The sequence below is a fragment of the Mesoplasma photuris ATCC 49581 genome, from assembly GCF_000702725.1.
Classification (GTDB): Bacteria; Bacillota_I; Bacilli_A; order Mycoplasmatales; family Mycoplasmataceae; genus Tullyiplasma; species Tullyiplasma photuris.
This window is the reverse complement of record NZ_JNJI01000003.1, coordinates 50035-65223: the sequence shown is the minus strand read 5'-3', so window position 1 is coordinate 65223 and position 15189 is coordinate 50035. Positions and strand designations below refer to the sequence as shown.

At 26.4% G+C, this 15189-nt stretch carries 13 protein-coding genes; 3 read left to right on the top strand and 10 right to left on the bottom strand.

Annotation, left to right across the window (positions count from 1 at the left end; all coding sequences use genetic code 4):
• Position 1 precedes the first annotated feature (1 nt).
• The 3 genes from T347_RS0102015 to T347_RS03890 all read right to left on the bottom strand — a co-directional run bounded on the left by T347_RS0102015 (position 2) and on the right by T347_RS03890 (position 4323).
• Positions 2-2359 (bottom strand): glycosyl hydrolase family 65 domain-containing protein, encoded by a 2358-nt coding sequence (locus tag T347_RS0102015; protein WP_031542779.1) that lies wholly within the window; start codon positions 2357-2359, stop codon positions 2-4.
• 131 nt (positions 2360-2490) lie between these two features.
• Entirely contained in the window at positions 2491-3183 is a 693-nt protein-coding gene (locus T347_RS03810; protein ID WP_031542777.1) for a GntR family transcriptional regulator, read from the bottom strand.
• Positions 3184-3288: 105 nt separating this feature from the next.
• The gene (locus tag T347_RS03890; RefSeq protein ID WP_211246845.1) at positions 3289-4323 is read right to left on the bottom strand and encodes a hypothetical protein; all 1035 of its coding nucleotides are present in this window, start codon (positions 4321-4323) and stop codon (positions 3289-3291) included.
• Positions 4324-4407: 84 nt separating this feature from the next.
• On the opposite strand from T347_RS03890, the gene T347_RS0102000 reads away from it, so the two are divergent.
• Entirely contained in the window at positions 4408-5214 is an 807-nt protein-coding gene (locus tag T347_RS0102000) for a hypothetical protein (RefSeq protein WP_031542773.1), read from the top strand.
• A 180-nt stretch (positions 5215-5394) separates the two neighbouring features.
• Here the strand turns inward: T347_RS0102000 and T347_RS0101990 are convergent, their stop codons facing one another.
• From T347_RS0101990 to T347_RS0101965, 5 genes are all read right to left on the bottom strand, one after another.
• A complete protein-coding gene (locus T347_RS0101990) occupies positions 5395-6039 on the bottom strand; it encodes a type II toxin-antitoxin system death-on-curing family toxin (protein WP_031542771.1) in 645 nt (214 codons plus the stop codon).
• 52 nt (positions 6040-6091) lie between these two features.
• On the bottom strand, positions 6092-7027 hold the full coding sequence (ruvB, locus tag T347_RS0101985) for a Holliday junction branch migration DNA helicase RuvB (protein ID WP_031542768.1): 936 nt from the start codon (positions 7025-7027) through the stop codon (positions 6092-6094).
• A complete protein-coding gene (gene ruvA, locus T347_RS0101980; RefSeq protein WP_031542765.1) occupies positions 7017-7571 on the bottom strand; it encodes a Holliday junction branch migration protein RuvA in 555 nt (184 codons plus the stop codon). Before ruvA ends, ruvB begins: the two co-directional genes overlap by 11 nt.
• A gap of 230 nt (positions 7572-7801) precedes the next feature.
• On the bottom strand, positions 7802-7966 hold the full coding sequence (gene rpsU, locus T347_RS0101970) for a 30S ribosomal protein S21 (RefSeq protein WP_031542763.1): 165 nt from the start codon (positions 7964-7966) through the stop codon (positions 7802-7804).
• Positions 7967-8029: 63 nt separating this feature from the next.
• Entirely contained in the window at positions 8030-9223 is a 1194-nt protein-coding gene (locus T347_RS0101965; protein WP_031542761.1) for a hypothetical protein, read from the bottom strand.
• A gap of 114 nt (positions 9224-9337) precedes the next feature.
• Between T347_RS0101965 and T347_RS0101960 the strand changes: the two genes are divergently transcribed.
• Entirely contained in the window at positions 9338-9886 is a 549-nt protein-coding gene (locus T347_RS0101960) for an RBBP9/YdeN family alpha/beta hydrolase (RefSeq protein WP_031542759.1), read from the top strand.
• Between the two features lie 42 nt (positions 9887-9928).
• On the opposite strand, the gene T347_RS0101955 is transcribed toward T347_RS0101960, so the two are convergent.
• Positions 9929-12625, bottom strand: coding sequence for a PTS glucose transporter subunit IIABC (locus T347_RS0101955; RefSeq protein ID WP_031542757.1), 2697 nt, complete (start codon positions 12623-12625; stop codon positions 9929-9931).
• A gap of 93 nt (positions 12626-12718) precedes the next feature.
• The gene (locus T347_RS0101950; protein ID WP_031542755.1) at positions 12719-13480 is read right to left on the bottom strand and encodes a MurR/RpiR family transcriptional regulator; all 762 of its coding nucleotides are present in this window, start codon (positions 13478-13480) and stop codon (positions 12719-12721) included.
• A gap of 211 nt (positions 13481-13691) precedes the next feature.
• Between T347_RS0101950 and T347_RS0101945 the strand changes: the two genes are divergently transcribed.
• Positions 13692-15146 carry a glycoside hydrolase family 1 protein gene (locus tag T347_RS0101945; RefSeq protein WP_031542752.1) on the top strand — a complete coding sequence of 485 codons (1455 nt, stop codon included), beginning with the start codon at positions 13692-13694 and terminating at the stop codon, positions 15144-15146.
• Positions 15147-15189: the final 43 nt, after the last annotated feature.

Genomic DNA, 15189 nt, shown 5'->3' with positions numbered 1-15189 from the left:
ATTAATAACTTATCTCCTTTTCCTTTTCGTTCTTATCTATTATCTTTTCTTCTTTGTTAACTAAAAATTTGATTTTGTCATTTCCACTCAATCTATGTAAAACAATTTCATTATTAGTAATTTTTATTCTGAATTTATTATTTAAATAGTGAAAATTATATTCTAATTCTTCAATCTCCAATGGAAGCTTAGGATTAATCTCTAAAATATTATTAATTCTAATTCCACCAAATCCCTCAGTTAAACATTTTATTATTCCACCAATTGCTGCTGTATGAATTCCATTATTTGAAGAGTTCATGTTCATACCATAATCTACACCAATTGCTTTTTGAAAAAACTTATATGATAATTTTTTTTCGCCAATTAATGCTGCTGTAACAGAATGCATACTTAATGATAAAGATGAAGAATGCAAAGTTCTTTCTTCGTAATACTTTCAGTTGTTAATTACATCATTAAAATCAAATTTTTCTAAATGTGTATAAAATAATGCAACAATATCAGCTTGTTTTAAGACTTGATATTCATTAATGTCATTCGCTGTATATTCTTTTCAAATTGAACCTTTATTTTCTTTGTAATAATTCATTTTCTCCAAATTTTTTAAATTAAGAAAAGTGTCATTTTCAGGATAGATACCATTATCATTTTTTTCTGGTAAGTACATATTTTCGTTACATTTAATAATTAAATCTAAATGTTTTATTAAACCAATTTTTTCTGAAATTTTATTCAATAACTTTGGATTGTTTTCTTTTAATTTTAAATAGTGTTGTAATGTATTTTCCAAAGCATACTTGACCATGTAATTTGTGAAAATATTATTATCTATATTCTCTTTGTATTCATTTGGACCAGTTACATTTAAAATTTCAAATTTTCCTTGTTGATTTTCTTTTGCGATGTTTGCTCAAAAAATAGCTGTATCAAATAACATTTCATAACCATATTTATCCATAAAATCTTGATCATTAGTTTGTCTAAAATACATATCGATAGCTCACATAATATCTGCACTTATGTGTAATTCATTAAATGCTGCTCATACTTTCATTCTTTTTCCTGTTTTAAAATCCACTTCTCCTCATGTTGGACATGTTTCACCATCTTCTACTCAAGAAGTTTCTCAAGGTCACATTGCTCCAAATTGTCCATTTAATTTTGCTTTAATATGAGCTGAAGGTTTTACAAAATATCTATGTTCCAATAGAGCTCGTGCTTTTTGCGGATCAGTATAGATATAAAAGGGTAAAATATAAATTTCAGTATCCCAAAATGTATGACCTTTATATTCTTCTCCAACTCAACCCTTGGCATCCAAATTTAATCTTTTATCAAATTGAGGTGTGACTTTGTAAAGTTGATAGTTTGCCATTCTTGTGAACAAGATATCTAAATCATTTTTAGATTTAATATTAACAGAATTTTTTCATAAATTTCCTTTAAATTTTGTAGTATGTTTTAAAAGCGCATCTTCAAAACCATTATTTAATACTTTTTCTAGATGTTTAGATTGAATTTCCAAAATTTCATCATAATCTGCTTTGTAATTTCAATCAAAATCTCTTGTTGTTTCAACCGTTGAAAACGATTCAATTGTAAGAGTTTCTCCCTCTTCTATATCTAAATCAAACTCTTGAAAAACTTTTCTACGGTCATAACCATAAACAGATAATAAATAATTAGTAATTTTTTCAATTTTTTTCTTATTTTTAAAGAAATTGAAAGATCTATTATAATAAAAAGATATCTTAGACTCATCTGTTTTAAATACATATTGTTGTATTTTAGAATTTTTAAATTGAGTATCATAATCTTCAAAATGTTGTGTTCCTGAATTTGTTGTTTGACCATCAATGCCTCCAATAAAAGTAATTTCAGAACTACCTTTTAAAGATTTGATTGTTACTCTTTGACAAATTAAATGTATGTTGTCAAAAGAAGTGAAACTTTCAAATTTAAAATCGAAGTTTAATTTAGTATCTTCAGATGTTCAATTAAATTCTCGAATTAATTGACCATTTTTTAAGTTTAAATATCTAGAATAATTATTTATGTTACCATCCAATATGCTAAATTTTTTATTATCAATAATAAATTCCATATTTAAAATATCTGCTCCATTAGGAAGCTCGGGCACTTCATTACCTTTTGGTAAATTAAATGTACCTCCGATAAAAAGCCCATAATGTCTATTTTCATATTTTTCTTCAGTAACTGCCCTTAAACCTAAGTACCCATTTCCTAAAGAAAAAATTGTTTCAAATTTTCCTTGATTATTAATATCAAAAGAAGTTTCTTCGATAGCTCAATTTTTTTCACCATCAATAAGTTTGTTGTAATTAATTTTTTCCATATTTTCCTTTCACATACATATTTAATAAAATAAAGTACCAAAATATTATGTTTTCAATTAATTAAGTTGTATATACAAATTAAAAAGCACTGTAATACAGTGCTTTTTCTTAAAAATAGTTGTATATACAACTAAAAGAATTTAACTCAGTTTTGAATAAAATCATCAGGGTTATATCTTCTTTCATATATTTCGATGTATTGTCCATCAGATGAAATTATGGTTCCATAAACAACCGGAATCAATGTTTTGTTTTTTACACCCAATAATTCTTGATCGCTTTTATTTGATTCTGAAACACTTGCAACGTTTATTTGTCTATCTAAGTTAATATTATTTTCATTAATAAAACCCATTAAAGAATTTGTTATTTTGATAATATCTATATTTTTAAATGCACTTTTTAAAATATATGAATTGTTGCAAATTCTAGGAACACCATCTTCGTTTTCAAAAATTTTAGTATATGAAAAATAATTTTCGTTAGACAAATTATGGATGTCAATACTTAATTTGTCTGCAATTTTAAACAAAAGATTTTTATCATCTAATAAAATAACTTTACGTTTTTTGTATGTTTCATTTCCGATAGGATACAATTTTGAAAATTCTACAGATGATGAAATAAAATAACCTGATCCTTGAACAGAATAAATAATCCCCTGACTTTGTAATAAAGAAAGCTCTTTTCTAGCTGTTGTTCTTGAAGTTTTAAATTTAGTTGCAATAAAATTTTCACTAGGTAATTGAAATATTTTAAGTTCTTTATTCTTTTCAATTAAACCTAATATGTATTCGCGTATTTGTTTATTTTTCTTTTCCATGGTTGTAGTTTCCCTTCGAAATCATTTTATAGCAATATTGTCTAAAAAAAATATTTATACATATTAACATTCAATTTAAATAACATTAAATAAAAAAGATTTTAGTTATTTAGTACTAAAATCTTTTACATTTTTCTTAGTTTTAACAGTTGATGTTAAAGTGTTTTTAGTCTCAACATTTTTAGGTTTTTTAGCTCTTGGTTTTGGTGCAGCTTTTTTCTCATTTTTGATATATTTGTTTTTATCATCACTAAAAAACATAAAAGCATATAAAAAATCAATTAAATAAAGTAACTTCAAAACATCATTATAACAATGCACTTTTGCCATTTTAACATCTTTATTTCAAGCGTTATGTTGTTCAAGAGTTGCAACATCATAAGAATAAAATTTTAAAGCACTAATACATAATTTATAAATATCTTCATCTTCTTTAAAATTTTCATTTTTACTCAAAGTTCTCATATAGTCAAAAAACTTTTTTAAAGATGGTAAAGATAAAGTATTTTCACCCATTCTTCCTGGTTTTAAATTTTTAGGATCATAAAACTGTTTTCCATTTTTATCAAAATTAGAAAATGACATATTTCGATTTAAAACATCATAAATATCATATGTATTTACATCATATTCATGTGTCTCTTCATTTAAAATAAATAATTCAGATTTTTTATTATTTAAAAGTTGTTTATTACGATTAATTCAAGTTTTTAGAATCTTAGCATCATTTGCATCACCAGCAAAAACCAAGGTTTTAATTCCTTTGTTAATACACATGTTAATAAAACTTTTAATTGTCATGTCGTATTGTTTCATGAAATTATAATGATTATCATTATAATTTCTTCTCATTGTCATCGATTTAATGGATTTTCGATTGTTACGTGTATAAATTTCTCTAAAATTTTGAGCAAACGAATATTGAAGTACATAAACAATATCATGGTCTTCTTCACTATATAATTGTTTGTTCATTTCGTTATGATCGTGACTTCTATTAAAAAATTCAGTATCCATAATGATTGCTGGAAAAGCAATCTTACTCATTTTTGATTTAATTTCTTTTTTATCGATTAAGAAATACTGATGCTTATTTACATAGTATTTATCTTCAATTTTTGTAATACTATTTTGCTTCATATATTCCTTTTACTATTTATATAATAGCAATTCCTTTATGGTTGTTCAATTGATATAATTATAAATGTAAAAGGAATTAAAATTATGAATAATAATCAAACATTAAAACAATTACTTGTTGAAGTACTAATTAAAACTTCGATTGATAAAATTTATGAAAAATCATTGGAAATTAAAACACAATTTAATGATTCAGGAATGGCTGATAATCCAATGGTGGCTCAATTTTTACCTAAAACAGATGAGATAAATGAATACACTACTGAATTGGTGAATCAAATCAATCAAATAAACACTTTTGAAAACTTAGTTAATTTATTAAAAAATAATGCAGTTAATATTGCTGGAATGATGAATGGATCAATGGATCAAGCTCAATTAATGTCAATGATGATGAGTGGTGGAGGATTTGGTAAGACAATGCTAAAAATGCAATTTGGCTCAATTTTCTCAACAATTCAAAAAGCAGTTGTTAAAACTGAATCAATTATGAATAAATTGGGTGCAGATGAATTATTAAGCGAAATTGACGCTGACGATTTAGATTATTTATTAAATAGTGCTTTGAAAAGTGAAATCAATGCTATTAGAGAATTCTTAATTAGAAATCCACATGATGCAGCAAATATTGTTACTGAATTTGCAACTTTAGAAGATGCAAAATCTTGAGATAAAAAGTATGATTCAATTAAAGCGATTGAAAAGTATTTTGCTGTATACAAACAACAAGATATGATTAGTGAAGTTCAAACGATGTCTGATATTAGTGAATTACAAAATTCTGAAGCAGGAGCTAAATTACAAAATTATGCAGATGCGATTGTTAATGTGCATTCAATTTCGATATTAATTACTTTAGCAAAATCAGTTTTTAAAAAAATGAATAAATAAAAAAACACCAATAGGTGTTTTTTTAAAATTATTTATTAGCCAGTCTTTCTAAAGCTTCCATTAAATCTTTATCATTTTTGATTTCATTAGCATAAGTATCAAAATCAATAACTAATGAATCAGTAGTTTCTAAATCATTAAATTTCATATTAATACCTCCTTCTTTTAAAATATTATATATTAAATTTTTATTAATAGTTCTTCTTTCAATTTTTCCTTAATTTGATTTATATGTATATTTTCAGGAATTTCTACATGCTCTTCTACAATTCTAACCATAAAATCATCTCATTGCTCTACAAGTTTTAATTGCTCTGTTTTCAGTGAAAAACCAGACATTTTCAAAATTAATATAGCTGATAATAGTGCCGTTCTTTTATTTCCATCTCTAAATTTATGTCTACAGGCAATTGCATAAAGTAATTCTGCAGCCAAGTCTAAAAAAGTAAAGTTATCATAATTTTCATTATACGACCAACTATTCATTAACGAAAATACTGTAGCAGAAACTGCTCCTTCTTCTTTTTCTCCATAATTTGATGATTGATCTTTTATTAGTTTAGCAATTTCATGAGCTTCTTGAACTGCCCCAATTAAAAGGTCTTGTAGTTTTTCATTAAAAATAGCTTTCATCGGTTGCGCACTATAAATTTTATTACTATCATTTACATCGCAAAAAATAGGGAATCTTTTTAAAGTTCATGGTTCTTTAATTTCTTTTTCTCTAGTTATAGCCCCTGATAAGGTTCCGTTTTTTTCATAAATTTCCTTATATAAATCTAAATTATTTTCCGAAAATAATAATCATATATTTTTTTGATACATCAAGTTATTCCTCCTTAAGTATATTTTATTCTTAATTACTTTAAAATGTAAATTATTTAATTAATCTAATGACTTGAAAACCTTTTTGAGTTAATGCTCGACCACGACTTTTTTTGGTAATCAAATTATTTTTAATTAAGTAAGGTTCGATAGTTTTGATGATGGTTGAAATTGGTAAGTTTAAATGATGCGCAATTGATTCAACTCCAAGTACATTTCAATCATTTAAAATATTTAAGTAATTAATCTCACTTTTAGTTAAACCACATTCATATATATCCATTCTTTTTAAAACATAGTTGATAAAAGTTTCATCAATTTTATCAATCTCTTCAAAAATATAAAAATCATGAATTCTTTTCATTAAGTTATTTAAAATACGTGGCGTTTTTCGTCCATATTCTCCTAATTTAGTGCAAATATCAATGCTGATAGGTAAATTAAGTTTATGAGCTGTATTTAGACTAATTTGTGCCATTTGTTCATCTGTATAATCTTGTAATTCAAAACTAATTGGAAAGCGATTAATAAACGGAACAGGTAATCGATCAATTTCAGTAGTAGCAACAATCAGAGTGAATTTCGGAAGTTTAATATTGATTACTTTCGAATTGTAATCTTTACCGATCAAAATATTGATTTTGTTATCTTCGATTACTGGATATAATAGTTCAAAAATTTCTTTTGATATACAATGTACTTCATCAATAAACAATACATCAAATTCTTTTAAAGCAGTTAATACAGATATAACATCGCTTTGTTTTTGAATGGTTGGTCCGTTTAAAATATGAATTTTCCGTTTTAAGACATTAGCTATTAAATAAGCTAATGATGTTTTACCCATCCCACTAGCTCCCGATAAAATAATGTGATCTAAATTAGTTTCTCGTTTAATTGCACTTGCGATATAAATTTGTAAATTATTAATAATTTTTGGTTGACCAAAATATTCATCATAGTCTTTTGGTCTAAAGTTATTGCTCATAACTAATTCTTTCTAATGTTAATCTAACCATTTCTTCTTGGCCAATTTTATTATCAAGTTCAGAAACGATTTTATAGATTTTTCTAGTTTGATAACCAAGTTTATTTAAAGAAGTGATCACCACATCTTTTTTAGTAGAAATTTTTTTATCAAAGTAAATTTTAGACAGTGTTTTGATGATCGAAGTTGTTAAGTTAATGCTAATTCCTTTAATTGAAGCTAAAGATTCTAAATCATTATTTTCAACAATTTCAATAACTTCATTAAATGAAAAAGTTGACATAATTAAAGAACTAGTTTTAACACCAATTGATTTAATATTCATTAAGTTTTTAAATAAATCGCGTTCATTTTCGTTTTTAAAACCATAATATACTTCTTCAAATTCATTAATAACTTTATGAATATAGACTATTTGATAACCTAACTTAAATGTATTTAATTTAGTATTGATAATTATGAATTTATATCCATAGTGTTCTTTTTCCATTTCAATATAATCATTTTCAATTTTAGTAATATTAGTTTTAATGTAATTTATCATAAGCACCTCATTATGTATTAGAAATAAAAAAAATAAATCAGCAATAAAACTGATTTATTTTTTTCTAGGAATTCGTTTATCCTTTTCATCTCTTCTTCAATAATTATGTAAATTATCAGGTTTTTGCTTCTTATTATTTTTCTTAATTACTAACATAAATCTCCTTTACATAATCGTCGTTTTGAATAAAAAAGAACCATTAATTGGTTCTTAAATGAATATAAGTAATCTTATTTAAATTTACGGTTTTGTTTTTGTTTGTAAATTACTTTTTCAGCTTTACTCATGTGGTATTCACGTTTTCTTGCTTCTGCTTTGTTTCCAGCAGCTACCTTTTGAAAGCGTTTTAATGCTTTTTCAATTGGTTCTCCTTCGTGTACGATAACACTTGCCATATATATTCAACTCCAATTCTTTATTAGTTTAACATTTTTTAAAAATATATGAAATAAATTTACTTATTTTTCTTCTTTTGTTGTTTCATCTAAAACATCAAGGTATTTATCTTCCATTTTATCTAAAAATGCAAAGGCATCAACTGTTCTAACTTCTTCTTCAGTATCAATTTCATTTAAGTAAGTTACATCTGGGTCTAATTCACTAGTTAAATCATCTAATTCCACACCATACTTATCAGTTAAAATGGTTCCATCTAATGAACTGATTTCTAAATCTTCGGTATTAATATCGAAAGTTAATTGTGTTGGATCAACTTGATTAATTATTGATGGATTAGATGTCAATGTATCTTCGATTGTATTTTCAATACTTGTTAATACTTCTTCGGTATTGGTTAATGTTTCATCGACTTCATCAAATGATACATCAGCAATAGAAAAATTGTCTAACCCCATATCACGAGTCATTTCTTCAACTTCTTCGAAATCATGATCAAAGTTTTCTTCAATCACTTGAGTATTATTGTCTTCCGTTTCTAAATTTTCAGTAAATAACTCAGTCATTGTTGGATCAACTGAATATTCTTCTGTTTCAAATTCTTCTTCAATTTCCATTGTTTGGTAAATATTATCTTCGTATTCTCTAACTGCTGCGTCTTGAATTGATTTACGTGCATCAAAACCAACTGTGAAATAGTTTTCAACTTCTTCATCAAATTTAACAAAATCATCATAATAAGTATGTGGTAAATCTGTTTCAACTGATCCAGCTTCAACTGATCCTGCATCAGTTAATACTTTTTCTAATTCATTATATAAAGCAGTTGTCTCAGGACTTTCTTCGACGGTTTTTTGTGTTAAAAAATCTTCTTCTTCATGCAACCCTGAAGAATATGAAAATTTATCAATAATACGTTGTTCTTCTCTTCTTTTTTTAATTAAGGCTTGCGATTCTTCAAAAGATAATTCATGTTCGAATTTCTTAGGTTTAATTTTTGATGGCTTATCGTTCATTAATACTTTGACACGTTTAACAAATTTTTCAAAAGCATCAGTACGATTTTTGTTTTTATCTTTTAATCAAATTACATATTGGATGTATTGTTTTACTTGTTGATAATCTTTTTCATCAAGTGAAATAAATTCGTCTGACATTAAATCTAAAATTGTTGTTATATTTAAATTCATATCAACATAATTATCGATTTTATCAATAGATTTATGATTCATAATTAATTCAAGATTTAATGTCATAAAATTCCTCCATATATTTTGATTATACTAATAAAAATACTAAAAATAAATCAACATAGTGTTTTATTAAATAAATAAAATCACGAATGCTATAATTATTGTATGGAGGTAGTTATGCCTAAATATGTTTTAATTCATGGTTTTATGAGTAATGAAACTAATGCTTGATATCCTTGATTTAAAAAAACCATTGAAGCACGTGGTGATGATGTAACAGTTTTTAGTATGCCAAATGCTTCAAGACCTAAAGTTAATGAATGAATTGATTTTATGAAAAAAAATATTAATTGAATTGATATTGAAGATACAATATTTGTTGGTCACAGTTTAGGAACGATTACCATTTTAAATTATTTAAGTGATGTTGGAATCAAACCATACGGTGTTGCACTTGTGTCTGGGTTTTATGAACCGGTAACTAAATATCAATTTGTTAAACCATTTACTGAATGACCTTTAAATTGAGAATTATTAAAATCGATTGATAATAAATTGGTCTTGACAACTAAGACTGACAGTATTGTTAATTGACAAGCATCTAAATCACTAGCCGATCAATGAGAAGCTGAATTTATTTGTTTAGAAGATGGTGGCCATTTCATGGAAAAAGAAGGTTGTTTTGAATTACCTATTTTACTTGAATCTCTTGATAAATTTAAATAGAAAAACACAGATTTTATTAATCTGTGTTTTTCTTATTGAAAATTAAGCTCTAGCTAATTGTTTTGCAGTTTTATTTTCATTTTTTAATTGATTAATATTTTCCGATAAATTCATTTCTGGTAATTCTTCATTAATTCCATAAGATATTCTCATAACATCTAAGGCATTTCTGAAGTTGTTTAATAATTTTTCTGATTTAAGAATTTCTGAAGATGATATTTTTTCAACATCAGCAATTCATTTGTTAATCATTTTCATTTTAGATGCGATTAATTTATTCATTTTTTCAGTATCTAATGAAGCCTTTTTATCTTTGATCAATCTATCAAATTCTGCTCTTTTAGCATCATTGTTGATTGCATTTAATTTGTTCATGATATTTTCAGCTTTAATAATATTAGATTCTTTTTCTGATTTTATTAATTCAGCACCTTTTGACATTAATTTTTCTTTTATTGAAAACTCTTTAGTATTCAATGCTTCTTTTGCAGATTGTAATTTATTTAACTCTTGAATTATTTTTTCTTGAGCTTTAATAAATTCAATTTCTTCTTTTGTTAAAGGAGCATCTAATTCTTTAGCTTTTTCAATTAAACTTTGTTTTAATTCAGGATTATTTAGTGAAAGTAGTTTAATAATTTTTGATGTTATTATACTAATTCCTTGTTTTTCTGTTTTACGTTCTTTATACATTAACATACATAATAATAACGCTCCACCAACTGATATTAAACAAGCTACAATATATCAAATTCCATTCATTGTGGTTGATAATTGACCTGTTAATATTCCCAATTCACCAGTTGGATCTAAAGGAGATAGTTGGAAATAACCAATAACTTCAAAGATACCTAATCCAGTTGAAACCCTTGTTGTTACACCCATTATTCCAGCAAAAGCAGCAGCAACTGCAGCAGCAATTGAACCAGCAATTAATGGACGTTTTTTAGGTAAGTTAATTCCATATAGGATCGGTTCTGTAACTCCTAACACACCGACGGGAATTAATCCAATTGCTTGACGTTTCAGTTTAGCATTTTTTGTCATTAAGATAACACCAATTAATGCTCCAACTTGCGCTCAAACAGCAATTGAGATTGCAAACATAAAGTCTCCGTATCCATAAGCTGTAAGTGATTGAATTTGAGCAATCATTGCAATGGCAATATGAATACCAAATACAACTGATAATTGGTATATTGAAGCAAATAAACCAACACCAATACCAAATGGTAATTGACTAATGTAGTACATTGCTGTACCAAACATTCCTTCAAAAATATTTCATAATGGGATAAATAAGAACATTCCAATACCACATGAAACAAGTACTACAATTAAAGGTCTGATTGTTAATTCAAGTAGAGGATGCACTCATGATCTTACTCATCTATCAACAACTGCAGCAAGATAAATTATTGCAATAACTGCAAAAATCTTAATACCTGCAGATGTAACCGTCCATTTACTAATTTTATTAGCAACAGCCGCTAAAGCAATATTATCTTCAGTAGGTGTAACTATATCACCAAAATCAAAAAGAACTCATTCTTCTCCGATTGATGAAGGTCCACCATTAGAAAACATCATCGGTGCACAAATAATTATCCCTATCCCTGCTCCAAATACCATATCTAATTTAAAGTATTTAGAAGCCGAAACAGCAATTGCAACCCCCATTGAAGCCATCATAGCTTTACCGATTACAAATAGTATTCCTCAACCAATTCCTAATTCTAAAATTGCAGGAGCACCATTTTCTGATGGAAAGAAATCTGCAAATGATATCATAGGCATTGGACCAAGTTGTAGTAGTCCGATAATTGCTTGAATAATTCCTGTACCTATGAATAGGGGAATCATTTTAGTCATAATACCAGCAAACATAGCCATAAACGCTTTTCCTGGCGACAATTTTTGTTTAGCTTGAAGTTCAAAGTCTCCTAAAGCTATTTGATTATTTTTTTCCACAGCTTCTTTAAGTTTGTAAACATCTTGTCCAATAATGATTTGTAATTCATTACCATTTCAAACTATTCCACGAACTTCAGCTATTGCTTTAATTTCATCAATTTTAACAATATTCTTATTCTGAATTTTAAATCTTAGTCGAGTCATACAATTGTAGACATCACTATAGTTACCTTTAGTTCCAACTAATTTATTAATTGACTTAGCTAATTTATCATATTTCCCATCTTTTAGGAAAAAAGATTTAGCATCAGTTTTTGTATCAACTTCTTTTGAAACTTTAGAGTTCTCAACAGTTTCAAACCAACCAACTAACTCCCCTTGCTTAACATTCTTTAATTTAGCGACCATTTTAAATTCAAATGTGCCAAGCGAAGAATCATCAACATTAAGTGTTATTGGACAAACATGATCTAAACCAGATTGGTTAATATAATCTATATCTACATCAACAATATTTGTTGATGTAGATATAGAATCTAATACATTTACCTTTTGAGTAAAAGGTTTTCCTTCTAATTTAACAGTGTCAAGCCCAATATGCATCAAGACACTGATTTGAGGATTAATTTCAAAGAAAAAAGCGTGTTTCGTTTCTGTAATTAGAGAAACTTTTCCAGATTCTACTGGAGCAAAGAAATGTTTTTGAGTTTTCTTTGCTCTAATATAAAATCCATCACCAAGCATTTTTTCTGAGAATACTCCGTCTTTTAGGTCTTCAATCTTACCGATTTCACCATCGACGGGAGCATAAACATTAATCTTCATTTTTATCACCTCCACTTTAATTTTTAAACACTATTGTCAATTAAAGACATTAAAAAGTGCACTTAAATTGCACTTTACTTTTTGGAAAGTATTTTACTCAATTCCAATACTGATATTTAAAAATAGCATTTCAAGAAATAATAATCTAAAAATATAACTAGCTTCAAAATCACCAGATGGTAATAGTAAAACCTTATCTGCTTTTTTAAATTTATTAATTTGTTGTTGAGTTGATATTAATGTTATCGAGTTTTTTCCATGAACTGCATCATAAAGTCTGATCAATGTTTCATTATCACGATTTGCACATATGAAAAAAATATTCTCACTTTTTAAAAGAATGCTTTGATTCGAACTAAAACTAGGATTTAGATCAATAATCTTCACATTAACACCATGAATTTGAAACATATTGATTATAAAAGGTTCTAGAGGTTTTAAAGAATATGATAATACAAGAGTTAATTCTTTATGTTTTTTAATAACTTTAATTTGTTCTTTAATAAAATCTGAATTGTTAGATATTAATTTATTGATACTACCGATATATCTATCAATATAATTATAATTATCTGTTTGATTTGGTATTGAAGTTAATATTGCACTTTCTTTTTCATAATGTGATTTAATTTCATATTTTAATGTGTAAATTAATTCTCGATAACCATCTAAACCGATTTTTTTACAAAATTTTGTAATTGATGAATTTGATAAAAAACATTTATCTGATAATTCTTGTTGAGATAATCATTTATTTTCAATTATAAAATCAATAATAGATCTCGCTATTAAAGCATTGTTTGTATTTTTATCCCCTTTTGATATATTTTCAATAATTTCAAAATAACTTTTCATTTAACTTTACCATCCTTTAAGTTTATTGAACCATATTATATAAACAAAAATAAAGTAATTTACTTATTTGAATATGTTTATTTTTTTATAGTAAATTACTTTCCAACTTGTAAAGTAATTTTTAAACGTTTTTTAAACGATTTTATTGACCGATGATTTATATATACTAATTGTGAAACCAACAAGGTTGGGTTTTCAGAAAGGAATAAAAATGAAATTTACAAAAAAAGATTTTTTATGAGGGGGAGCAACAGCCGCTAACCAAATAGAAGGTGCATGAAATGTAGATGGCAAAACGCCAGTTTCTACAGACATTCAACCTTTTACAGAAATGAAAGACAGAACTAAGGTTTCAGCGTTTAATGCAGTTACCAGAGAAGATGTTAAAAAAGCATTAAGTGATACTGAGCATTATTATCCAAAAAGATATGGTAATGATCACTACAATAGATATAAAGAAGATATTAAATTATTAGCTGAAGCTGGGATGAATATTTATAGAATGTCAATTTCTTGAGCTAGAATATTCCCCAACGGAGATGATGCTAAACCAAATCAAAAAGGAATTGATTTTTACAGAAATATTTTTAATGAATGTCACAAACATAATATGAAAATTATGGTAACGATGGTTCACTTTGATTTCCCAATCGCAATTGGAGATAAATTTGGAGATTGAACAAATCGAAAATTCATCGATTTATATATGAGATATGTTGAAACTTTATTTACAGAATTTGGTCAAGATGTAGATTATTGATTACCATTCAATGAAATGAATGTTGGATTGTTAGTTGGACACATGCAATCAGGAATCTATGAAAATGAATACAAAAATCCATTTTCAGCTAAATTTCAAGCTCTACACCATCAATTTGTAAGTGTTGCTAAGTGTGTTGAATTAAGTAAGAAAATGAAAATTAAAGGAACTGTTGGATGTATGATCGCAATGATCACTTTATATCCATATGATTGTCATCCAGATAACATTCTTGCATGATACAAAGAAAAACAAATGTTGCAAGATTTCTTCTTCGATGTTTTAACAACAGGTGAATACAAAACTTATACAAAAGATATGTTTAAAAAATTTGGTGCATCTGCTCCAATTGTTGAAAAAGGTGATGCTGAATTTATCAAAAATAATTCAATTGAATTTATTACTTTCTCATACTACATGTCAAATGTTGTTAAAGTAACTGATGGAGCAGCAGATAAAACTGGAGGAAACTTATTTGGAGGAACTAAAAATCCATTCTTAGAAGCTAATGAATGAGGATGACAAATTGATCCAGTAGGTTTACGCTACACATTAAACAATATGTGAGATAAATATCAATTACCTATGCTTATTTCAGAAAATGGATTAGGATTTGTTGAAAAAATGAAAGATGAAAATGATGTAATTCAAGATGATTACAGAATTAGTTATTTAAACGATCACTTTAAAGCAATTCAAGGGGCAATTGATGATGGAGTTGATGTATTTGGATATACAATGTGAGGACCTATTGATTTAGTTTCTGCAGGAACTTCTGAATTCTCTAAACGTTATGGATTAGTTTATGTTGATTATGATGATTATGGAAAAGGAACTGGAAACAGATACCCTAAAAAATCATACAAATGATTCCAAGACTTCATGAAAACAAAAGAATTAAAATAATTAAAAAATACCTTAATTTAATAAGGTATTTTTTAATTTAAAT